The following is a 22,852-nucleotide window of genomic DNA, read 5'->3' on the forward strand; positions in this document are numbered from 1 at the left end:
GAGATCGACGACGGCCGCCTAGCCGGCGTGAACGCCGCCGCCGTAGATCGGTCCGGCTCCGCGCTAGCGGTCCGCGTCCAGTGGCTCCAGGTCCTCGTCGCCGTCCAGGTCGGTGTCGAGTTCGTCCTCGAGGTCGTCGTCGTTCACGCCGGCTAGGCGGCCGTCGTCGATCTCGTCGTCGAAGACCGCGCTGACGTCGAAGCGGCAGACCACCCGCTGCGGATCGATCTGCTCGAACGGCGCCTCCAGCCAGTCGCCCGGCTCGGCCGGTTCGTCCGCGGCCGTCACCCAGAGCGTGGAGTCGCCCTCCTCGAGGCCGAACTCCTTGTGGCGCGAGGCGATCTCGTCCGGTTCGAACTCCCCGAACAGCACGCCCAGCGCCCCGTGCACGGTCGCGGAGGTCTCCGCTCCCCGCCCGTCGTCGTCCGCCGCCTCCACCCGCTGCGCCTGCGCCAGCAGCCGATGCTGGTCCGCCACGGCGTAGTCGCGGCGGATCAGCACACTCAGCGCGTTCGGCTCCTCGGGGCCCGTGTACGGCGGCAGCGTGTCCTCCGCACCGGGGATCTCGAAGGGCGTGACCTCGTCGTAGCGGTCGTAGAGCAACTCGTCGTACGTCTCGGCGGCCGCGGCCAGCTCGTTGAACGCCTCGTAGACGGCCTGGTCGTCCTCCCCGGACCTGCGTTCGACCGCGGCCAGGTGACGGTCGAGCGCGGTCTTGACCGCCTCGGCGGCGGCTCGTACCTCGGCAGCGGTGGGCTGCGCAGCATCAGACATAGTGCAGACGCTATCCGTACCGGGCCCCAGCCCGCACAATAGATGCGATGCCGGAATACGAATTTGTCGACGTGTACGTTCCGCGCGGGGTGTCCCGCAAGGACGCCACACGCCTGCTGACGGACCATGCGGAGTACGGACACTGGGAGTTGGACCGTCTGAGCCTGCTGCGCGACGGCAGCCGCAGGGTGCGGTTGCGCCGGCGGATCATCCGCCAGGTGCGGGCCACGTGGTGAGCTGAGGCGAGGACGGAGACGACGGAAACGGAGCGGGCCCCGCCAGCACGGGGCCCGCTCCGTTCTGCGCACCGTAGGGGAAGTTTGCGGTGCTTGGCGTGAATGTGCGCCGGTTCAGACCGAGGCACGCGCCTTGCGGTACATGACCGCGCCCGCCAGCAGCGCCCCTGCGCCCACCGGGAGCACGACGCCGATCGGCAGGTCACTGCCGGTGTGCGCGAGCTGCGCGCCGCCCTGCGGCTGGGTCACCGTCTGGGCGCCCGGGTGGTTGGTGTGCGAGGAGCCGCCCGGCGTGCTCGGGTTGCCGGGGTGGTTCGGGTTGCCCGGGTGGCCAGGGGTGCCCGGGTGGCCGGGGGTGCCCGGGTGGCCGGGGGTGCACGGGTGGCCGGGGTTGCCCGGGTGACCGGGATGACCCGGGTGTCCCGGATTGCCGGGGTGTCCGGGGTTGCCGGGGTGCCCCGGGTTCCCGGGCGGCGGCGTCTGGTTGCCGCCTCCCGGAGGCGTCGTGTGCCCGCCGCCAGAACCGCCGTTGGTGCACTCGTTGTCCTCGGCGGCGTTGCCGATGCCGACGATGTTGACGCTGTTGCCGCAGACATTGACCGGCACGTCGACCGGCGCCTGGACGGTGTTGCCCGAGCCGATGCCGGGTGAGTCACTGGAATGTCCGCCGGCCTGGGCTCCGCCGCCGGAACCGCCGTGCTCGCCGGACGAGCTGCCGCCGCCCTTGTTGCTGCACTCGTTGCCGCTCGCCGGGTTGAGCAGTCCGACGACGTTGACCGTGTTGCCGCAGACGTTCACCGGCACATGTACCGGCGCCTGCACCGTGTTGCCGGACAGTACGCCGGGCGAGTCCGAGGCGGAGCCGTTCGCGCCCGAGTCGGCGTGGGCGTAACCGCCCGCCGCGGCGAGCACGCCGGTCGCCGCCATCACGGTCATCAGGCCCTTGCGGGTGACCTGTCGCATTGCTGAATTCTCCCTGCCTTCATTCCTGACCTGGAATCCCGCGAAATCCCACCTGGAAATTCGCGAAACGGCCGGGGGGGGGGCGCGGGGGGGGGGGGCGGCGCGCGGCGGCCGGGGGGGGCGGGCCCCGGCGGGGGGGGTTGCGCCACGCGGCATTTCGCGGGCCCTGGGGTGGCGGCCGGCGAAGGAGCCGTAGAGACGCCTCAGCAGTTGCCGGGCATCGGTTTGCCCGCGAACCGGTCGGTGAGCCAGTTGACCGAGTCGCCGATGGCCTGCGGGTCGCCGAGGAGATGGTCGCCGGCGTACGAGGTCCACTGCGTGGCTATCCCCGCGTCGCAGTAGGCGCGACGGGTGGCCTGGCCGGTCGCGGCGGGGATCACCTCGTCGAGGAGGCCGCGGTACTGCAGGACCGGGAAGCCGATCTCGTAGCGGGCCCCGGATCCGGACGGGCCCACGCCGACGCCGAGTCTGTTGGTGTCGGCGATCTCGCCCCAGGTCGTGCCGTCGGGGCCGCGCAGGGCGTAGAGCTGGTCGAGGGTGAGCCTGTCCTTGGTGTAGTTCTCGATGTGGACGCCGGTGAAGCGTGCGACGGTGCCGACCGCGCAGAGCGACTCGGCGTCCTTGACCGCCTGGCGGCCCGTGTCGTTGAGGAGTCCGTCGAACGGCATGTCCGGGTGGGTGACCGACAGACCGATCACCGCGTCCACCAGGAACCCGGCGAACGCCCCGCCGTCGAGCGAGTTGCCGACTTGCTTCAGGTCGCCCGGGATCCCGCCGGACGCCACACCGGCCACCTTCACCTCGGGGGCGTACGACTTGGCGAGCTGCGCGGCCCACAGACTGCCCGAACCGCCCTCCGAGTAGCCCCAGATCCCGACCTGGGCATCGGGGCTCACCCCGCTGCCGGGCAGCCGGTAGGCGGCGCGTACGACGTCGAGGACCGCGTGTGCGGCGTCGGCGCCGGAGACGTACGGATGGACCTGGCCGTCCAGGTATCCGGCGCCGTCGGTGGCCGCGACGGCGAACCCGGCCTTGAGCAGCGCCGCGATGTTCGGCCCCTCGTAGGCGTCCTGGTACTCGCCGGCGAGCTGCTTGGAGAAGGCGCACTGCGGTCCGATGCCGAGGGTGCCGGGCACGAAGGCGACCAGCGGTCGCTCGCCCGGGCCCTGCCACGCCTCGCGGGGCACGATCACCGTGCCGGCGACGGCGTCCTTCCTGCCGTGGCCGTCGGTGGAGCCGTACAGCACCTTCCATGCGGTGATCGGGGTGCCGGTTCCCACCATGGGCAGGGAGTCGACCGTGCGGCAGGCGATGACCTCGCCCGGCGCGGCGCTCACGCTCACCGGTGGTCGGTAGATGGCGGCATCGGTGTCGCTGCACGCCCCGCTCGTTCCGGCCGAAGCAGTCACGGCCGGAACGGCCAACAGCCCGCCGAGCAGGGCTCCGGCCCCGATGAGTGCGGCTCTCCGGTTGCGCGGCTTCTTCGTGTGGTTCTTCGTGTGGTTCTTCGTCACCTCAGAACGTCCCTTCTGCGTGGTGACCGGGAGCCGCGAGGTTACGGACGAGTAGGTAAGCGCTGATAGTTAAAGGGCGACAAAGCGGAAGCGGTCCGCTGCGCTCCGCTGACAAAGCAGGTCGGAGGCGACCAATGCCGACTTGGATATCCCTCTCCCCGGCGAGGCCCCGCCCAGGGACCCTCGCGATACTGGAACGGCCCTTGCCCCGAGGAGCCGCCCATGTCACCGCAGTCCTGGTTCACGCAGGCCGCCGCGCGCCTGCGGTCGGCGAATCCGTACGCCGTCGACGCCGCCCTCGCCGGGCTCGTCCTGTTCGCCGTCTCGCTCCAGTGGCTCTTCCCCGACGAGGGGAACGACCGGCTCACCTGGCAGGGCTGGCTGCTGGGTGCCGCGACGGCGGTGCCGCTGGTGTGGCGGCGGCGGGCGCCGTTCGCGACCGCGTGGGCCGTGTCGGCGGCCACGCCCGCGATGGCCGTCTACCACGCGCCCCCGCCCGGTGTGGTGTGGGGCGGCCTGGTCGTCCTCTACACCTTGGCCGCCCGGGCCCTGCCCTGGCAGCGGCGCGTGATGCTGGTCGGCTGGGTGATCGGGGCCACCGTCACCATGCAGCAAAAGGAGAACGCCCGGCCCTTCGAGTACGCCTTCCACCTGCTCTGCATCGCCTGCGCGTACTCGCTCGGGTGGCTGGCCCGCGTCCAGCGCGCCTACACCGCGGAACTGGAGGACCGGGCCCGGCGGGTGGAGCGGGAGCGCGTCGCGGACACCGCACGGACCATCGCCCGGGAACGCGCCCGGATCGCCCGGGACATGCACGACATCCTCGCCCACGCGGTGAGCCTCATGGTCGTCCAGGCGGAGGCGGGACCGGTCGTGGTGCGCAGTGATCCGGACCGTGCGGAGGCCTCCTTCGACGCGATCGCGGCGGCCGGGCGGGACGCGATGGCGCAGCTGCGACGGATCCTCGGCGTGCTCAAGGAGGAGCAGGACAACGGCACTTCACCACAGCCGGGCGTGGCGGCGCTCCCGCAGCTGCTGCGGCAGGTCGGCGAATCGGCGGGCCTGCGGGTGGAGTTGCACACCACGGGCAGCCCGCGTCCCCTGCCCGCGGACGCCGAAGTCGCCGCCTACCGCGTGGTGCAGGAGGCCCTGACCAACACGGTGAAGCATGCGTACGCTGCCTGCGCGACCGTCGAACTCGACTGGACGGAGGACCTGTTGACCCTCACGGTGACCGACGACGGACGGGGCCCGGTGGCGCCCGGCGGCGGGCACGGGCTGATCGGCATCCGGGAGCGGGCCGCCGCGTGCGGGGGCAGCGCCGAGGCCGGGCGCGGACCGGACGGCGGCTTCCGGGTCGTCGTACGCCTGCCTGCCGCCGCCGACCGTCAGGCGGCCCTCGGGTGAGCATCCGGGTGGTCGTCGCCGACGACCAGGAACTGGTCCGCAGCGGTTTCAGCATGATCCTTCAGGCGCAGCAGGACATCGAGGTGGTCGCCGAGGCCGGCGACGGCGAGCAGGCGGTCGCGGCGGTCCAGCGGCACAGGCCTGACGTGCTGCTCCTGGACATCCGGATGCCGGTCATGGACGGCCTGGAGGCGGCGCGGCGGGTCTGCGCGCACTCCAGCTGCAAGGTCGTCATGCTGACCACGTTCGACCTGGACGAGTACGTGTACGAGGCGCTGTACGCGGGCGCCAGCGGCTTCCTCCTCAAGGACGTGCGCCGCGACGACCTGGTGCACGCCGTACGGGTGGTCGCGGCCGGCGACTCGCTTCTCGCACCGACGGTGACACGGCGGCTGGTCGCGGACATCGTGCGGCGACGCCGCGAGCAGGCCGCCGACCCGGTCGTCCCCCAGCGGCTGGACGCCCTGACCGCCCGCGAGGTGGAGACGCTGCGGCTGCTGGCCCGCGGCCTGTCCAACGCCGAGATCGCCACGGCCTTCTTCGTGAGCGAGCACACCGTCAAGACCCATGTCAGCAACGTGCTGAGCAAGCTGGGGCTCAGGGACCGGGTGCAGGCGGTGATCTGCGCGTATGAGACGGGGCTGGTGACGCCGGGGGCCTCCTAGTCCGCCCGGTCTGCCTCATCGCCCAGATCCTCGAAGAGGGTCAGTTGGTGGGCGCCCGGAGCTTCGAGCCGGGAGTTCAGCGAGTTCCACGGGGTGCGCGTCGGCTCGGCGAGCACCTCGGCCCCTGCGGCGGCCAGTCGTGCCGTGGCGACGCCGGCGTCGTCGACCTGGAAGGCGACCCGGATGTGCCCGGCCACGCGGTGCCCCACCTCGACGTCGTCGATGAAGGCGACATGGTTCGGGTCGGTCACAGCGTGGCGCGGCCCGCTTCGAGGACGGTGACTCTTCCGTCGGGAGACGAGAAGGCGGCACGCTCGGGCAGGCCGAGGGCATCACGGTAGAAGCGCAGGGCCTCGTCGTAGTCGGGTGCCGTGACGACGAGACGGAGTTCGCGGACGGCGGGTTCATCGGGCATACGGACTCCTCCGAGATCGCGGTTGCTCTGCCCCGTCGACTCCGGCGCCCGTGCGCAGGATTCCCGCCGTCTCCCTCTCGGGAGTGAGCCGGACGTCTGTCTCCCTCGTACGACCGAGGCCTTGAAACCACTCCCTCCGGCGATCCGCCACACCCTCCGTCACCACGAACCTGAGGGCGATGAGAACCGACGACCCACCGGGAGGGACCGTGCTCTCCACACTCGCCCGGGCGGCGACCCGCCGCCCGCTGACCGTCATCCTGCTGTGGATGCTCTTCCTGCTGCTCGGCTTCGGGCTGGGGACGGGCGTCTTCGGGCGGCTCTCCGACAACGTGCCCGAGGTGCCGGGCACCGAGTCGGAGCGGGCCGCCCAGTACCTGGACCGCGTGGACCCGACGGGTGAGTCGATCACCGCCGTCGTCGCGGGGACCGCCGTCTCCGACCCCGGTCTGCGCGAACAGGTCGAGCGGGCCGTGACGGACGTACGAGACATCGCCGGTGTCGCCGCGGTCCCGGACCCGTACCGGACCCGCGGTCTGACCGCCACCGACCGGCAGGCCCTGATCGTCCCCGTCACCTTCAAGGGCGGGCTCGGCGACGGCGCCGAAAAGAAGGCGGTGGACGCGGCGGCCGACCGCATCAAGCGGATCGACGCGCCCGAAGTACACGTCAGCGGGGGCCCGTTGCTCGGCAAACAGCTCGGTGAGCGGGCCCAACAGGACGTGAAGAACGCCGAGTTGATCTCACTCCCCGTCGTCCTCGCCCTGCTGCTCGTCGTGTTCGGTGGGCTGCGCGCGGCCGGACTGCCGCTGGTGATCGCGGTGAGCGGGATCGCGGGCGCCTTCCTGGCACTGTTCGGGTTCAGCCAGGTCACCGACATCTCGGTGTACGCGATCCAGGTGACGACCATGCTGGGCCTCGGACTCGCCGTGGACTACGCCCTGCTGATGCTGGTCCGCTTCCGCGAGGAGCGCCGCAGCACCGAGGACGTCGTGGAGGCGGTGCACCGGACGGTCGCCGCGGCCGGTCGGACGGTGCTGTTCTCCGGGCTCACGGTGGCCGTCTGCCTGGCCGGTCTGCTCGTCTTCCCCAGCGTTTTCCTGCGCAGCATGGGCCTGGCGGTGGCCGCCGTGGTCGCCATCGACATGCTGGCCGCGCTGACGCTGCTCCCGGCGCTGCTGGCCAGGTTCGGCGCGAAGATCGCCCCGGCGAAGGCCGCGCCGGAGGGTGAGGAGGGCCGTTTCTTCGCCCGGGTGGCCCGCTTCTCGGCCCGCCGCCGCGTCGCCGTCCTGGCCACGGTGGTCCCGGCCCTGCTCGTCCTGGCACTGCCCGTCACCGGTATGAGGATCGAGATCGGCGACGCCACGCAGTTGCCCGCGAGCACCGAGGCACGCCAGTTGTACGACACGGTCGACGCGCACTTCCCGGCGGGCACGGGGGTCTCGCCGGTCACCGTCGTCCTGAAGCCGGGCACCGACTCCACGACCGCCGACCGGATCCTTGCCCTCTCTTCGACGGCACAGTCCCGCGAACTCCCCGGCGGAGGGACTGTCGTACAACTCCAGCCGTCGGGCCGGGTCGACGGCAAGGAGGCCACCGACCTGGTCGATCGGGTACGGGACCTGCGCGGCACCGAGCCGGTCCTGGTCACCGGGCAGGCCGCCCGTCTGGTCGACTTCCGTGCGATGCTGTCCGACCGGGCGCCCTGGGCCGCCCTGACGGTGCTGTCCGGCATCTTCGTCCTGCTGTTCGCGTTCACGGGCTCGGTGCTGATCCCGTTGCGCACGATCCTGACCACGCTGCTCAGCCTGGGCGCGGCGCTCGGCATGGTGGTGTGGGTCTTCCAGGACGGCCACCTGGCGGGCGCACTGGGCGCCGAGGGCCTGGGTGCGCTGAGCCTGACCGCCCCGCCCCTGATCGTCGCGATCGCCTTCGGACTGGCCATGGACTACGAGCTGTTCATCCTGGCCCGGATGCGCGAGGCCCGGCACCTGACCGGCGACGACCAGGAGGCGGTGGTGACCGGCCTGCGCCGCTCCGGCCGCGTGGTCACCTGCGCCGCCCTGCTCCTCGCCGTCGTCTTCGGCGCCTTCATGACGGGCGGCTTCTCCCCCATCCTCCAGATCGGCCTCGGCCTCACCCTCGCAGTCCTGATCGACGCAACGGTCGTACGCATGCTGCTGGTCCCGGCGACGATGACCCTGCTGGGGCGCCACGCATGGTGGGCCCCGCGGCCGCTGCGGCGACGGCACGACAGGTTCGGCTTGCACGAAGAGGCGACGGAACAAGCGGAGTTGGTAAGCCGCTGACCCGGGTCGGCACACCCCGCGCCCCAAAGGGGCGCGGGGCTGTATCGATATGCGGCTCCGCCGCGTGGGCGCGACCAGCCACGACGGCGCCGCAGACGAACGACAAGCCACCTCGTGGAGCGCTTACGCAGACAGACCCGCCCGCATCCGCCGGTCCCGCGGAGCCTCCTTCCGATCCAACCGCGCATCCAACAGCCGACGCGCGGCGTCAGACCGCCCCGCCGACACCAGCGCATACAGCAACGTCTCCTCGACGACCTCCCGTTGAGCGGCACTGCCGCCAACGCGCCGCAGCACCGGCAACACCGCGTCAAGCCCCCGTACGGCGTCCTGGAACCGCTCCTCCACCACCGCGGCGAACGCCTCGCACAGCGGCACGATCACCTCCCGCTGCACCTCGTCGGCACCGGCGGCATGGTCCCGCAACCGCCGCAGCGCCGCCAGATCCCCCGCGGCGGCGAGAGCCACGGCCGCATGCAGGGCGGTGAAGGCGGTGGCCGGACGCTCCAGGACGTCCAAGGCGACCGCGGAAAGGACATCCCCCGCGGGCAGCTCGCCCCGCCAGCTGTCGCTCAGCCGGGCCCGCCACAGCAGCGACCCCGAGTCGACGAGTGCCCGCACCCCGGTCACCACCCGCCCCGGTGCGAGCTGCGCGAACCAGCGCCTGCGCACCGCTGCCGGGTCGTCGAGGGCGAGTTCGTGCAGGGCGATGTGCCAGGAGAAGTGGGCCCGGTGGACGGCGCCCCGCCCCTGCCCGGACACCCAGCCGTCCAGCCAGTCGCGGCCCGCCTGGTGCACGCCGGACTCGTAGTGGACGTGGGCGAGCGCGTGCACGGCATGTCCGGAGGCCGGCTCCACGGCCAGGGCGCGGTGGGCGAGTTCGCCGGCCTCGTGCAGCCGGCCCTGCTCCTGCCGGAGGAAGGCGAGCAGCGAGGTGTGGAACCAGTGGCCGTCGTAGGCGGGAGAAGTCCGCTCGACCAGTCGCAGCGCGTGGTCCTCGTCGAGGTCGGTGACGCCGGAGAAGGCGATGGTGGGCACTGCGGCAGCGAGCGCGAGGGCATCGGAAGGGTACGCGTCGAGGTGGCGTACGAGAGCGGTGTCGCCGTCATCGCCGTGCACCCGGCGCGTGACCACGGCCACGAAGGAACGCTCCCGCTCGTCGGCGTGTTCGCGTGCGGAGCGCTGCGCCTCGGCGAGTGCCCGCGGTACATCGACGGCGGCGCCGCACTCGTGGCCCAGCAGGGCGAGGGCCGCATGGCCGAGGGCGAACCCGGGGTCGAGCGCCACGGCCCGGGCGAAGGCGTCCTCGGCGCCGGCGCGGACCTTCAGGACCCGGTTCAGGCCCGAGCGGTAGGCGGCGGCCGCCTCGGCGTGGGTGGACAGGGCGAGTCCGTGCCCGTCGACGGGACGGCGGGAGAGGCGGGGCCTGCCCGTCGTCCCCGTCAGCGGGGCCAGCAACTGCACCGCCAGGGCTGCCGCCTGGACGCGGATCTCGGGGATCGCGGTCGTCTCCCACAGTTCGCCGCGGCGCGGGGCGCCCAGCGTGAACAGCGGGCGCTCGGCGCGGCCTTCCGAGTCCAGCAGCCGCCCCTCGCGGGTGGCCACGCCCATGCCGAGGGGGCCCGGCACCGCGGCCCCGGACGCGAACAGGGAGCGCCACAGCGGGTCGTCGAACCGTCGGCCCGGTCCGGTGCAGTCGATCACCCAACCAACCTTCAGCGTACGGCCGTTGGAAAGAGCGACCATGAGTTGGCCGTCGTGCTCGACCACTTCCGTCACCGCGCCGGTGTGGACGGTGAGCCGTCGGGCCGTACGGGCCCGGATGACGGACTCGGCGGTGGCGGGGGCCATGCGGTGGCGGTGCGTGTTCCACAGGGCGCCCTCGCGGGCGAGGAACTCGGCCCGGTCCTCGGGGGTGAGGCTCTCCCAGAGGCGGGCGGTGTGCGGGCGCAGGCTGTCGAGGGCGGGGCGCCAGTCCCCGTGGGTGCGCACGGAGCGGCTGATGTGACGGTAGACGGCCCTGCGGAGGCGGCCCAGCGAGGTGTCGTCGAGGCCCTCGGGCGCGCCCATCGGGCCGGCCGGGGTGAGGGCGTGCGGCTGCGGCAGCAGACCGCTGCGGGAGAGGGCGTGGACCGTGCGGCCGGGACGGTCGAGGGTGAGGGAGAGGTCGACGGCCGTCAGACCGGTGCCGACGAGGAGGACGTCGGCGGTGTCGGAGAGCGGTCCGTCCAGCCCGCCCGTCGCCCAGGGCGCCGCGATGAAACGGGCCGAGGCGCGCAGGGCGGGCGGGGCCCAGCTCGCGGAGGGGGCGGCCGGGCCGGTGGCCAGGACCGCGCTGTCGGCGGCGAGATGTCCCCCGTCGGCGAGGCGGAGCTCCAGCCCGCCCTCGGGGGTGCCGGTACAGCTCTCGGCGCGGGTGCGCAGCCGGCGTACCGTCACCGTGCCCTGGGCCCGGACGATGGCCTGCGCGAGGGTGTCGGCGAGATAGGCGCCGTAGCGGTAGCGGGTGGCGAAGTCGGCCCCGGTGACGGATGGTTCGCCGTGCCGGCACAGCCAGCGGGTGAAGTGGCCGGGGTCGTCGGGGTAGCAACTCATTCCGCCCGCGGGCACGTTGAGGCGGTGGCGCGGATCCCGGGTGGCGTACGCGGTGCCGCGGCCTGCCTCCGGGGCCGGGTCGAGAAGGACGAGGCCGAGCGGTGTCCGGCGGCGCGCCGCCGTCTCGCAGAGCTGGACGGCGGTCAGTGTGCCCGCCGCGCCCGCTCCGACGACGGCCACGGTGTGCGGCTCGCGGACTTCGGTCACGTATACCTCCGGCGTTGTTCGGTCGCTCAAGCCCGGGGCGGGCCGCACATACTCTGTTCACAGCCCCGAGGGCTGAGACAACCGTGGTTTCGGGCGTTCTGAAGGCGACTCCTCACCGGAATCTCAGGAATCGGCCCGGAAATTCAAAGGATCAACAAATTTACGGCTCGGCGGGCGCAGCGGACGACACGGCGAAGGTCGCCTCCGCGAAGGCCGCGGCGAAGAAGCCCCGGCTGGAACCTGTCGTGGGCGGAGCGGAAGGCGGGGAGCACGCTTTAACACCTTTGCACCCTTCAGGGCATGAACTTCCACGCCGGGAAAGGACTTTCCTTGCTTTAACTCTTGACGGTTCCGGTGACGGAGAGCACATTGGGCCCACTTTGAGAGCGCTCTCAAGGGCACCCGCAGCACCCATCACTCCGTACCCGGGAGGCACCCCCATGAGTGCAACCTCCGGCATGCCCAGACGGCGACGCGCGCTCCTCGCCGTACTCAGCACGCTCGGCCTGGCGGCCGTGCTCGCCACGGCCGCCACCCAGTCCGCCGACGCCTCGGCGCCCGCACCCCCGTCGGGCTGGACACAGCTCTTCCTCGACGACTTCAACGGCTCGGCCGGAACCGGCGTCAACACCTCCAACTGGCAGTACGACACCGGGACTTCGTACCCCGGCGGAGCCGCCAACTGGGGCACCGGCGAGGTCGAGACGATGACGAACAGCACCAGCAACGTCTCGCTCGACGGCAGCGGCAACCTGAAGATCACCCCGGTCCGCGACTCCGCCGGCAACTGGACCTCGGGCCGTATCGAGACCAACCGCACCGACTTCCAGCCCCCGGCCGGCGGCAAACTGCGCGTCGAGGCCCGCCTGCAGATGCCCAACGTCACCGGCGGTGCGGGCGCGGGCTACTGGCCGGCGTTCTGGATGCTGGGCGCCCCCTATCGCGGCAACTACCAGAACTGGCCGAGCGTCGGCGAGCTGGACATCATGGAGAACGTGCAGGGCATCAACAAGGTCTGGGCGACGATGCACTGCGGTACGAACCCGGGCGGCCCCTGCAACGAGACGACGGGCCTCGGAAATTCGATCGCGTGTCCAGGCACCACCTGCCAGTCCGGCTTCCACACCTACACCATGGAGTGGGACCGTTCGGTCAGCCCCGAGGCGATCCGCTTCTACGTCGACGGCGTCAACTACCAGACCGTCACGGCCGATCAGATGGACGCCACGACCTGGGCCAATGCCACCAACCACGGTTTCTTCGTCATCCTGAACGTGGCGATGGGCGGCGCCTTCCCGGCTGCGTTCGGCGGCGGCCCGACCAGTGCCACGGAGTCCGGCCACCCGATGCTCGTGGACTACGTCCAGGTCCTGTCGAGCGGCGGCGGGAGCACCACCACACCCCCGCCCTCCGGTAACCGTGACGCCTACAGTGCCATCCAGGCGGAGTCGTACGACAGCCAGTCCGGCACCGTCACGGAGAGCACCACGGACACCGGCGGCGGCCAGGACATCGGCTCCCTGGCCAACGGCGACTGGGCCCTCTACAAGGGCGTCGACTTCGGTTCCACGGCGGCCACGCAGTTCTACGCACGCGTGGCGAGCGGCGCCGGGTCCGGGGTGAGCGGCCTGGTCGAGGTGCGCCTGGACAGCCGTACCGCCGCACCGATCGGCAGCTTCGCCCTCGCCAACACGGGCGGCTGGCAGTCCTGGAAGACGGTCCCGGCCAACATCGGCGCGGTGACCGGCACCCACGACGTCTATCTGACCTTCACCAGCGGCCAGCCGGCGGACTTCGTGAACGTGAACTGGTTCGACTTCGGGCACTGACCGGGCGGGCGGCGGCGCGGGACGACTTGACCTTCACGTATGGGTCAACCCCTAGCGTCGCCGCCATGACCACTTCCGCTGTGAAATCCCGTACGGGCCTGGAGGTTCGACTCGCCTCCCGGCCCGACGGCCTGCCCACCCCCGACGACTTCGAGATCGCCGAGGTGCCGGTGCCCGATCCGGCCCCCGGCCAGGTGCTGGTCCGCAACCTCTACCTGTCCCTCGACCCCGGCATGCTGACGCTGATGTCGGCCGAACCCGCCGTACCCCGGCCCCGCTACGAGATCGGCGAGGTGCTGTACGGGGACGCCGTCGGCGAGGTGATCGCCTCGGCCGACCCCTCCCTGACGGAGGGCGCCCTGGTGGTGCACCGGCTGGGCTGGCGGGAGTACGCCGTGGCCGGGGCGGAGGTCTTCCGGCGCGTCGACCGGACCGCCTACCCGACTCCCTCGCTCCATCTCGGCTTCGGCCTGGTCGCCTACGTCGGACTCGTCCATGTCGCCCTGCTGCGGCCCGGCGAGACGGTGTTCGTCTCCAGCGCGGCGGGCGCGATCGGCTCTCTCGCCGGGCAGATCGCCCGGCTCAAGGGCGCGGCGCGGGTGATCGGCAGCGCGGGGTCACCGGAGAAGGTCCGGCACCTCACCGGCAGGCTCGGCTTCGACGCGGCCTTCGACCGCCATGACGGCCCCGCCCTGGACCGGTTGCGCGAGGCCGCCCCCGAGGGCATCGACGTCTACTTCGACAACGTGGGCGGCGAGCAGCTGCGGGCCGCCGTCGAGGTGATGAACCCCCATGGCCGCATCGCCGTCTGCGGGGCACTCGCCCGCCAGAGCTCAGGCCGCCCCGACCAGGGCCCCGGAGACCTGCTGACCGTGGCCGCCAAGCGGCTGACCATCCGCGGCTTCACCGTCGTCGACCACCTGGACAAGGCGGCCGAGTTCGGGCAGCAGTTCCGCGGCTGGCTGCGCGAAGGGGCGATCGTCTACGACGAGACGGTGATCGACGGGCTGCCGAACGCCCCCCGCGCCCTGACCGACCTCGTCCGTGGCGCATACACCGGGAAGACCGTGGTACGGCTGGGGAGTTGACCCCCGTGGACAACGAGAGAGGTGACACGGAAGTGAGCGAGATGCTGATCGGTGACCTGGCCGCGCGGACCGGCACGACGACCCGCGCCCTGCGCTACTACGAGGAGCAGGGCCTGCTGGAGTCCGGGCGGAGCGCGGGGGGTTACCGCGTCTACGGGCCCGGAGCCCAGACGCGCGTGCGCAACATCCGCGATCTGCTCGCTTCCGGGTTCACCGTGGAGAACGTCAAGTCCTTCGTGCGCTTCCTGGACAGCGACCTGCCCGAGGTGTTCGCCTACGCGGACTCCTGCGCCGGGAACTACGAGGTCGGGGCCCAGCGGGTGGCCGAGCTGACGGAGCGGATCGAGGCGCTGACCAGGATGCGGGACACCCTGGTGCGGCGCATGCCGTGGCTCGGCGCCCCGGCCGCGTCCTGAGTCACCGCAGCTCCGCCCGGAACGCCGCCAGCGTCAGCTCCGTGTGCTGCTGGAAGAACTTGGAGAAGTTCGCCGCGTCGGGAAAGCCGATCGCCGCGCCCACCCGGCCGATCGGCAGGTCCGTGTGGGCCAGCAGGCGTTTCGCCTCCAGGACGACCCGCTTGTCGATGAAGCCCTTGGGCGTCTGACCGGTCGCGGCGCGGACCGCGCGGACGAGGGTGCGGCGGGAGTAGCCGAGGGCGTCGGCGTAGGCGCTGACGCTGTGGTTGGTGGCGAAGTCCTTCTCCACGGCGTCGCGGAACAGCGTGAACGTCGTGTCCGACTGACGGCGTGCCGCCTCCGCGGAGCTGGCCGCCAGATGGGCGAGGCGCAGCAGGAACGCTGTCAACGAGTGGCGCAGCACCGCGGTGTGCAGGCTGAGCGGCAGGGTCGTATTGTCCTCGTACTCGCGTTGGAGTTGGGCGAGGGCGGCCCTGAGGGCGGTGAGCTGGGCCTCGTCGGGGTGGAGCAGGGGGGGCAGGTCGTAGCGGTAGAGGCCGGTGGCCTCCACCGTGGCGCGCGGCAGAAAGCCGGGTTGCATGGTCAGCACGGTTCCGCGGTACCCGCTCGTGGGCGAGAAGCGGTGGACCTGGCCGGGACGGATCCACAGCAGTTCGCCGGCCGCCGCCTCGTACTCGGCGAAGTCGATCATGTGGCGGACCGGGGCGCCGTCGAAGAGCATCACGACATGGAAGTCGATACGGTGCACGCGCTCCAGCGGGGCCTCGGCGTGCCAGGTGTGGCCGGCCCCCATGGGGCCGACCTGCATACCGACTCCGCCCACACTCAGCTCGACCGGGAAAGGGAACGTTCGGATGCCGTCCACCCCACCGTCACCGTCTCCACCTTGGATGGTTCTGCCCGCCATGTCCTACTCGCGCCGCCTCGGTCGTGCCGTCGGTGTCCCACTTTCACCACAGGCTGACACACAGCGACCTTCCCTCGGAAAAGTCAGACTTTTAAGTTTGAACGCATCAGAGCCGTTCAGTCGCTTCGATCGAGGACTTCTTGAAGATGAGTACCCAGACTCCGGACAGCTTCGAATGGACCGAACTCGACCGGCGTGCCGTCGACACGGCGCGTCTGCTCGCGGCCGACGCCGTGCAGAAGGTCGGCAACGGCCACCCGGGCACGGCGATGAGCCTGGCCCCGGCCGCGTACACGATCTTTCAGAAGGTGATGCGTCACGATCCCGCGGACCCCGAGTGGACCGGCCGGGATCGTTTCGTGCTGTCCCCCGGCCACACCTCGCTGACGCTCTACACGCAGCTGTTCCTGGCCGGGTACGAGGTCGAGCTCGATGATCTGAAGGCGTTCCGGACGCATGGTTCCAAGACGCCCGGCCACCCCGAGTACGGGCACACCGCCGGCGTCGAGACCACCACCGGGCCGCTCGGCCAGGGTGTCGCCAACGCGGTGGGAATGGCGATGGCCGCCCGCTACGAGCGCGGTCTGTTCGACCCGGAGGCCCCCGAGGGCACCTCCCCCTTCGATCACACCATCTGGGCGATCGTCTCCGACGGCGACCTGGAGGAGGGCGTCTCCGCCGAGGCCTCCTCGCTGGCCGGCCACCAGAAGCTCGGCAACCTGGTCTTCCTCTACGACGACAACCACATCTCCATCGAGGGCGACACCGCGACGGCGTTCTCCGAGGACGTCCTGAAGCGCTACGAGGCCTACGGCTGGCATGTGCAGCGCGTCGAGCCCTCGCTCGGCGGCGACATCGACGTACCGGCCCTCTACGCGGCCCTGAAGGCGGCGCAGGCCGAGACCGAGCGGCCCTCGATCATCGCGATGCGCACGATCATCGCCTGGCCCGCCCCGAACGCGCAGAACACCGAGGCCTCCCACGGCTCCGCACTCGGTGCCGAGGAGATCGCCGCCACCAAGCGCGTCCTCGGCTTCGACCCGGAGCAGTCCTTCCAGGTCGACGCCGATGTGCTGGCCCACGCCCGCGAGGCCCTGGACCGCGGCGCCGAGGCGCATGCCGCCTGGGACAAGCAGATCGACAAGTGGCGCGGTGCCAACCCGGAGCGCGCCGAGCTGTTCGACCGGATCGTCGCCGGCCAGCTGCCCGAGGGCTGGGAGGACGCCCTGCCGGTCTTCGAGGAGGGCAAGGCCGTCGCCACCCGCGCCGCCTCCGGCAAGGTGCTGCAGGCGCTCGGCGCGATCGTCCCCGAACTGTGGGGCGGCTCCGCCGACCTGGCCGGCTCGAACAACACCACCATCGACAAGACCTCGTCCTTCCTGCCGAAGGGCAACCCGCTCCCGGAGGCCGACCCCTACGGCCGCACCGTCCACTTCGGCATCCGCGAGTTCTCGATGGCCGCCGAGATGAACGGCATCGCGCTGCACGGCAACACCCGTATCTACGGCGGCACCTTCCTGGTGTTCTCCGACTACATGCGCAACGCGGTGCGGATGTCGGCCATCATGCAGCTCCCGGTGACGTACATCTGGACGCACGACTCCATCGGTCTCGGCGAGGACGGCCCGACCCACCAGCCGGTCGAGCACCTGGCCTCCCTGCGCGCCATCCCGGGCCTGAACGTCGTACGCCCGGCCGACGCCAACGAGACCGCGATCGCCTGGGGCGAGATCCTCAAGCGGCACGCCACCGACCCGGCCCCGCACGGCCTCGCCCTCACCCGCCAGGGTGTGCCGACGTACGCGCCCAACCCCGATGCGGCGAAGGGCGGTTACGTCCTGAAGGAGTCCTCTGCCGAGACCCCGGACGTCGTCCTGATCGCCACCGGCTCCGAGGTCCAGCTCGCCGTCGCCGCGCGCGAGCAGCTGGAGGCCGAGGGGATCGGCACCCGGGTGGTGTCGATGCCGTCCGTGGAGTGGTTCGAGGAGCAGCCGCGGGAGTACCGCGAGCGCGTCCTTCCGCCGTCCGTGCGGGCCCGCGTCGCCGTGGAGGCAGGGATCGGTCTGACGTGGTACCGCTACACAGGTGACGCAGGACGCATCGTCTCCCTGGAGCACTTCGGCGCCTCCGCCGACGCCAAGACCCTGTTCGCCGAGTTCGGCTTCACCCCCGAGAACGTCGCCGCCAAGGCCCGGGAATCCCTGGCCGCCGCCCGCGGTTGATCCGATCGCCAGAAAGAAGATGATCAAAGTGACCGAAGCAACCGCGACCGCGGGAGCACTCAAGCGCCTGTCCGACGAGGGCGTCTCCATCTGGCTGGACGACCTCTCCCGCAGGCGGATCGAGTCCGGCAACCTCGCCGAACTCGTCGAGAACAGCAACGTGGTGGGCGTGACCACCAACCCGTCCATCTTCCAGGCCGCCATCGGCTCCGGCGAGGGCTACGAGGAGCAGCTCGCCGACCTCGCCGTCCGCGGTGTCACGGTCGAAGAGGCCGTACGGATGATGACCACCGCCGACGTCCGCGCCGCCGCCGACATCCTGCGGCCCGTGTACGACGCCACCGGCGGCCGCGACGGCCGGGTCTCCATCGAGGTCGACCCGCGCCTGGCCCACGACACCAAGGCGACGATCGCCGAGGCCAAGCAGCTGGCGTGGCTGGTCGACCGGCCCAACGTCATGATCAAGATCCCGGCGACCAAGGCGGGCCTCCCGGCCATCACCGAGGTCATCGGCCTGGGCATCAGCGTCAACGTCACGCTGATCTTCTCCCTGGAGCGCTACCGCGAGGTCATGGACGCCTATCTCGCCGGCCTGGAGAAGGCCGCCGCGAAGGGCCTCGACCTCTCGACCATCCACTCCGTGGCCTCCTTCTTCGTCTCCCGCGTCGACTCCGAGATCGACAAGCGGCTGGACGGCCTCAGCTCCCCCGAGGCGTCCGTCCTCAAGGGCAAGGCGGCGCTCGCCAACGCCCGTCTCGCCTACGAGGCGTACGAGGAGGTCTTCGGTGGTGAGCGCTGGACCGCCCTCGCCGGCGCCAGGGCCAACAAGCAGCGCCCCCTGTGGGCCTCGACCGGCGTGAAGGACCCCTCGTACAAGGACACCCTGTACGTGGACGAGCTGGTCGCGCCCGGCACCGTCAACACCATGCCGGAGGCCACCCTCAACGCCACCGCCGACCACGGCGAGATCACCGGCGACACGGTGACCGGCGGCTACGCGCAGGCCCGCGCCGACCTGGCCGCCGTGGAGGCCCTCGGGATCTCCTACGACGAGGTTGTGCAGAAGCTCGAGGACGAGGGCGTCGCCAAGTTCGAGACGGCCTGGCAGGACCTGCTGGACGCCGTCACCAAGTCCCTCGACAGCAAGGGAGTTGAGACGGAATGACCGAGCACGCCACCGTCGACTCCGCGCTCGACTGGACCAACCCCCTGCGCGACGACCGCGACCGCCGGCTCCCGCGCATCGCGGGCCCGTCCGGGCTCGTCATCTTCGGCGTCACCGGCGACCTGTCCCGCAAGAAGCTGATGCCCGCCGTCTACGACCTCGCCAACCGCGGCCTGCTCCCGCCGGGCTTCTCCCTCGTCGGGTTCGCCCGCCGGGACTGGGAGGACCAGGACTTCGCGCAGGTCGTGCACGACGCGGTCCGCGAGCACGCCCGCACCGAGTTCCGTGAGGAGGTCTGGCAGCAGCTCGCCGAGGGCATGCGGTTCATCCCCGGCGACTTCGACGACGACACGGCGTTCAAGCAGCTGAAGTCGGCCGTCGACGAGCTGGACGCCTCCCGCGGCACCGGAGGCAACTTCGCCTTCTACCTGTCCGTGCCGCCGAAGTTCTTCCCCAAGGTGGTCCAGCAGCTCAAGAAGCACGGCCTGGCGAACGGGCGTGAGGGCTCCTGGCGGCGCGCGGTGATCGAGAAGCCGTTCGGGCGCGACCTGGCGAGCGCCCGCGAGCTCAACGCGATCTTGCACGACGTGTTCGAGCCGGACCAGGTCTTCCGCATCGACCACTACCTGGGCAAGGAGACCGTCCAGAACATCCTGGCGCTGCGCTTCGCCAACCAGATGTACGAGCCGATCTGGAACCGGTCGTACGTCGACCACATCCAGATCACCATGGCCGAGGACATCGGCATCGGCGGCCGGGCCGGCTACTACGACGGCATCGGCGCCGCCCGTGACGTCATCCAGAACCACCTGCTGCAGCTGATGGCGCTCACCGCCATGGAGGAGCCGATCGCGTTCGACGCGGAGTCGCTGCTCACCGAGAAGCTGAAGGTCCTGAAGTCCGTGCGGCTGCCGGAGAAGCTGGGCGAGCACACGGTCCTCGCGCAGTACGCGGAGGGCTGGCAGGGCGGCGAGAAGGTGGCCGGCTATCTGCAGGAGGACGGCATCGACCCGAACTCCAAGACCGACACCTACGCGGCCATCAAGCTGGAGGTGGACAACCGCCGCTGGGCGGGCATCCCCTTCTACCTGCGCACCGGCAAGCGCCTGGGCCGCCGCGTCACCGAGATCGCGGTGGTCTTCAAGCGGGCGCCGCACTCCCCCTTCGACTCCACCGCCACCGAGGAGCTCGGACAGAACGCCATCGTCGTCCGGGTCCAGCCCGACGAGGGCATGACGGTCCGGTTCGGCTCCAAGGTGCCGGGCACCTCGATGGAGATCCGGGACGTGTCGATGGACTTCGCCTACGGCGAGTCCTTCACCGAGTCCAGCCCGGAGGCGTACGAGCGGCTCATCCTGGACGTGCTGCTCGGCGACGCCAACCTGTTCCCCCGTCACCAGGAAGTGGAAGAGTCCTGGAAGATCCTCGACCCGATCGAGGAGTACTGGGCGCGGCACGGCAAGCCCGCGCAGTACGCCTCGGGCAGCTGGGGACCCGAGGAAGCCGACGAGATGCTCGCACGAGACGGACGGAGCTGGCGCAGGCCATGAAGATCGACCTGACCGACACCACGGCAAGCAAGATCAACAAGGCGCTGGTGCAGGGCCGCCGCGCCATCGGCACACCGGCCGTGGGCATGGTCCTGACGATGGTCATCGTCACGGACGAGGAGAACGCCTACGACGCGATCAAGGCGGCCGAGGAGGCCTCGCACGAGCACCCCTCGCGCACCCTGGTCGTCATCAAGCGGCACGCCCGCACCCCGCGCGACCGCATGGCCTCCAAGCTGGACGCCGAGGTCCGGGTGGGCGCCGACGCCGGCACCGGCGAGACGGTGGTGCTGCGCACCTACGGCGAGGTGTCCGACCACGCCGACTCGGTCGTCCTGCCGCTGCTGCTGCCGGACGCTCCGGTCGTCGTGTGGTGGCCGGTGGACGCGCCCGAGGTGCCCGCCAAGGACCCGCTGGGCGCCCTCGCGCAGCGCAGGATCACCGACCTGTACGCCGTCGAGAACGCCGCCGAGACCCTGGAGCAGCGGGCCCGCTCCTACGCGCCCGGCGACACCGACCTGGCCTGGACCCGGCTGACGCCGTGGCGCTCGATGCTGGCGGCGGCCCTGGACCAGGCCCGCACCCGGATCGTGTCGGGGGCGGTGGAGGCCGAGGCCGAGAACCCGGCGGCCGAACTGCTGGCGCGCTGGCTGGAGGCACGGCTGAACGTGAAGATCGACCGTGTGGTCACCGCGGGCCCGGTCGTCACGGCCGTGCGTCTGGGGACCGCGGACGGCGAGATCGTCATCGACCGCCCCGAGGGCCCGCTGGCCACGCTCACCCTGCCCGGCCAGCCCTCGCGCACCCTCGCGCTGAAGGTCCGCACCACCTCCGAACTCATCGCCGAGGAGCTCCGCCGCCTCGACGCCGACGAGATGTACGCCGTCGCCCTGCGGGGCGAGGCCACCAAGGAGAACCTCTCCCATGTCTGACTCCCCGAAGCTCACCCGGCGCCCCGAGTGGACCGCTCTGGAGGACCACCGCGCCCAGGGCCAGCCGGTGCTGCGTGAGCTGTTCGCAAGCGACCCCGGCCGCGCCGAGCGGTACGTCGTGCGCGTCGGCGACCTGCGCATCGACTACTCCAAGCACCTCGTCCACGACGAGACCCTGGCGCTGCTGCAGGAACTGGCCGCCGCCACCGACGTGTTCGGGCTGCGCGACGCCATGTTCCGCGGCGAGAAGATCAACGTCACCGAGGACCGGGCCGTGCTGCACACCGCGCTGCGCGCCCCGCGGGACGCGGTGATCGAGGTCGACGGCGAGAACGTGGTGCCCCAGGTGCACGCCGTGCTGGACAAGATGAGCGACTTCGCCGAGCGGGTACGCTCCGGCGCCTGGACCGGCCACACCGGCAGGCGCATCAGGAACGTCGTCAACATCGGCATCGGCGGCTCCGACCTGGGCCCGGCGATGGCGTACGAGGCGCTGCGCACCTTCACGGCCCGCGAGCTGACGTTCCGCTTCGTCTCCAACGTGGACGGCGCCGACCTGCACGAGGCGGTACGGGACCTGGACCCGGCGGAGACCCTGTTCATCGTCGCCTCCAAGACCTTCACCACGATCGAGACCATCACCAACGCCACCTCGGCCCGTTCCTGGCTGCTGAACGGGCCCGGCGGGCTCGGCGAGGAGAAGGCGGTCGCCAAGCACTTCGTGGCGCTGTCCACGAACGCCGGCAAGGTCACCGAGTTCGGTATCGACCCGGACAACATGTTCGAGTTCTGGGACTGGGTCGGCGGCCGCTACTCCTTCGACTCGGCCATCGGCCTGTCGCTGATGATCGCGATCGGCCCGGACCGCTTCCGGGAGCTGCTCGACGGCTTCCACACCGTCGACGAGCACTTCCGGACCGCGCCCGCGGAGGCCAACGCCCCGCTGATCCTCGGCCTGTTGGGCATCTGGTACGGCAATTTCTTCGGCGCCGAGTCCCATGCGGTGCTGCCGTACTGCCACTACCTGTCGAAGTTCACGGCGTATCTGCAGCAGCTGGACATGGAGTCCAACGGCAAGTCGGTCGACCGCGACGGCCATGTGGTGGGCTGGGAGACCGGCCCGGTGGTGTGGGGCACGCCCGGCACCAACGGGCAGCACGCCTACTACCAGTTGATCCACCAGGGCACCCGGCTCATCCCCGCGGACCTGATCGGGTTCGCACGTCCGGCGGCCGAGCTCGGCGACGAACTGGCCGCGCAGCACGACCTGTTGATGGCCAACCTGTTCGCGCAGGGCCAGGCGCTGGCCTTCGGCAAGACCGCCGACGAGGTGCGCGCGGAGGGGATCCCCGAGGAGCAGGTGCCGCACCGCACCTTCCACGGCAACCACCCCACCACGACGATCCTGGCGAAGGAACTGACCCCGTCGGTCCTCGGCCAGCTGATCGCCCTCTACGAGCACAAGGTGTTCGTCCAGGGCGCCGTCTGGAACATCGACTCCTTCGACCAGTGGGGCGTCGAGCTCGGCAAGGTCCTCGCCAAGCGCGTCGAGCCCGCACTGACCCAAGGCGCGGACGTCCCCGGCCTCGACCCCTCCACCACCGCTCTCGTGGCCGCGTACCGCGAGCTCAAGAACGCTCAGGAAGAAGTGAACTGAC

The 22,852-nt window shown here is 71.2% G+C and carries 17 protein-coding genes and 1 pseudogene; 12 read left to right on the top strand and 6 right to left on the bottom strand.

Annotated elements, in window-relative coordinates; all coding sequences use genetic code 11:
• Window positions 1–63: 63 nt before the first annotated feature.
• The gene (locus tag AB0N07_RS31900) at window positions 64–774 is read right to left on the bottom strand and encodes a hypothetical protein (protein WP_365840994.1); all 711 of its coding nucleotides are present in this window, start codon (window positions 772–774) and stop codon (window positions 64–66) included.
• Window positions 775–821: 47 nt separating this feature from the next.
• Between AB0N07_RS31900 and AB0N07_RS31905 the strand changes: the two genes are divergently transcribed.
• The gene (locus AB0N07_RS31905; RefSeq protein ID WP_005485166.1) at window positions 822–1,010 is read left to right on the top strand and encodes a DUF5703 family protein; all 189 of its coding nucleotides are present in this window, start codon (window positions 822–824) and stop codon (window positions 1,008–1,010) included.
• A 114-nt stretch (window positions 1,011–1,124) separates the two neighbouring features.
• Here AB0N07_RS31905 and AB0N07_RS31910 read toward each other — a convergent pair whose 3' ends face one another.
• On the bottom strand, window positions 1,125–1,973 hold the full coding sequence (locus tag AB0N07_RS31910; protein ID WP_365840995.1) for a chaplin: 849 nt from the start codon (window positions 1,971–1,973) through the stop codon (window positions 1,125–1,127).
• Window positions 1,974–2,176: 203 nt separating this feature from the next.
• The gene (locus tag AB0N07_RS31915; protein ID WP_365840997.1) at window positions 2,177–3,487 is read right to left on the bottom strand and encodes a lipase family protein; all 1,311 of its coding nucleotides are present in this window, start codon (window positions 3,485–3,487) and stop codon (window positions 2,177–2,179) included.
• A gap of 222 nt (window positions 3,488–3,709) precedes the next feature.
• On the opposite strand from AB0N07_RS31915, the gene AB0N07_RS31920 reads away from it, so the two are divergent.
• On the top strand, window positions 3,710–4,894 hold the full coding sequence (locus AB0N07_RS31920) for a sensor histidine kinase (protein WP_365840999.1): 1,185 nt from the start codon (window positions 3,710–3,712) through the stop codon (window positions 4,892–4,894).
• On the top strand, window positions 4,891–5,559 hold the full coding sequence (locus AB0N07_RS31925; RefSeq protein WP_365841001.1) for a response regulator transcription factor: 669 nt from the start codon (window positions 4,891–4,893) through the stop codon (window positions 5,557–5,559). The genes AB0N07_RS31920 and AB0N07_RS31925 overlap by 4 nt, the downstream gene beginning before the upstream one ends.
• On the opposite strand, the pseudogene AB0N07_RS31930 reads toward AB0N07_RS31925, so the two are convergent.
• Window positions 5,556–5,974, bottom strand: a pseudogene (locus tag AB0N07_RS31930) (VOC family protein). The gene AB0N07_RS31925 and the pseudogene AB0N07_RS31930 sit on opposite strands and share 4 nt — an antisense overlap.
• Window positions 5,975–6,183: 209 nt before the next feature.
• Here AB0N07_RS31930 and AB0N07_RS31935 point away from each other — a divergent pair.
• Window positions 6,184–8,283 carry an MMPL family transporter gene (locus AB0N07_RS31935; RefSeq protein WP_365841073.1) on the top strand — a complete coding sequence of 700 codons (2,100 nt, stop codon included), beginning with the start codon at window positions 6,184–6,186 and terminating at the stop codon, window positions 8,281–8,283.
• A 123-nt stretch (window positions 8,284–8,406) separates the two neighbouring features.
• On the opposite strand, the gene AB0N07_RS31940 is transcribed toward AB0N07_RS31935, so the two are convergent.
• Complete coding sequence (locus tag AB0N07_RS31940) at window positions 8,407–11,085, bottom strand: FAD/NAD(P)-binding protein (RefSeq protein ID WP_365841003.1); 2,679 nt, start codon at window positions 11,083–11,085, stop codon at window positions 8,407–8,409.
• A 440-nt stretch (window positions 11,086–11,525) separates the two neighbouring features.
• Between AB0N07_RS31940 and AB0N07_RS31945 the strand changes: the two genes are divergently transcribed.
• The 3 genes from AB0N07_RS31945 to AB0N07_RS31955 all read left to right on the top strand — a co-directional run bounded on the left by AB0N07_RS31945 (window position 11,526) and on the right by AB0N07_RS31955 (window position 14,418).
• Window positions 11,526–12,914 (top strand): glycoside hydrolase family 16 protein, encoded by a 1,389-nt coding sequence (locus AB0N07_RS31945; protein WP_365841005.1) that lies wholly within the window; start codon window positions 11,526–11,528, stop codon window positions 12,912–12,914.
• A 65-nt stretch (window positions 12,915–12,979) separates the two neighbouring features.
• Window positions 12,980–14,002 carry an NADP-dependent oxidoreductase gene (locus tag AB0N07_RS31950; RefSeq protein WP_365841007.1) on the top strand — a complete coding sequence of 341 codons (1,023 nt, stop codon included), beginning with the start codon at window positions 12,980–12,982 and terminating at the stop codon, window positions 14,000–14,002.
• Window positions 14,003–14,007: 5 nt separating this feature from the next.
• Window positions 14,008–14,418, top strand: coding sequence for a MerR family transcriptional regulator (locus tag AB0N07_RS31955; protein WP_365841009.1), 411 nt, complete (start codon window positions 14,008–14,010; stop codon window positions 14,416–14,418).
• 1 nt (window position 14,419) lies between these two features.
• Here AB0N07_RS31955 and AB0N07_RS31960 read toward each other — a convergent pair whose 3' ends face one another.
• Window positions 14,420–15,325, bottom strand: a complete 906-nt coding sequence (locus AB0N07_RS31960; protein ID WP_365841011.1) for an AraC family transcriptional regulator — start codon at window positions 15,323–15,325, stop codon at window positions 14,420–14,422.
• Between the two features lie 146 nt (window positions 15,326–15,471).
• Here AB0N07_RS31960 and tkt point away from each other — a divergent pair, with 146 nt between their 5' ends.
• The 5 genes from tkt to pgi are packed head-to-tail and all read left to right on the top strand — an operon-like array spanning window position 15,472 to window position 22,851.
• On the top strand, window positions 15,472–17,547 hold the full coding sequence (gene tkt / locus AB0N07_RS31965; protein ID WP_365841013.1) for a transketolase: 2,076 nt from the start codon (window positions 15,472–15,474) through the stop codon (window positions 17,545–17,547).
• 19 nt (window positions 17,548–17,566) lie between these two features.
• Window positions 17,567–18,712, top strand: a complete 1,146-nt coding sequence (gene tal, locus AB0N07_RS31970; protein WP_365841015.1) for a transaldolase — start codon at window positions 17,567–17,569, stop codon at window positions 18,710–18,712.
• Window positions 18,709–20,262 (top strand): glucose-6-phosphate dehydrogenase, encoded by a 1,554-nt coding sequence (zwf, locus tag AB0N07_RS31975; protein WP_365841017.1) that lies wholly within the window; start codon window positions 18,709–18,711, stop codon window positions 20,260–20,262. The genes tal and zwf overlap by 4 nt, the downstream gene beginning before the upstream one ends.
• Entirely contained in the window at window positions 20,259–21,194 is a 936-nt protein-coding gene (gene opcA, locus AB0N07_RS31980; protein WP_365841019.1) for a glucose-6-phosphate dehydrogenase assembly protein OpcA, read from the top strand. The genes zwf and opcA overlap by 4 nt, the downstream gene beginning before the upstream one ends.
• Window positions 21,187–22,851, top strand: a complete 1,665-nt coding sequence (gene pgi, locus AB0N07_RS31985; protein ID WP_365841021.1) for a glucose-6-phosphate isomerase — start codon at window positions 21,187–21,189, stop codon at window positions 22,849–22,851. Before opcA ends, pgi begins: the two co-directional genes overlap by 8 nt.
• The last annotated feature ends 1 nt before the right edge of the window (window position 22,852 follow it).

The sequence above is a fragment of the Streptomyces sp. NPDC051172 genome (assembly GCF_040682555.1).
In the GTDB taxonomy this organism is placed as follows: domain Bacteria; phylum Actinomycetota; class Actinomycetes; order Streptomycetales; family Streptomycetaceae; genus Streptomyces.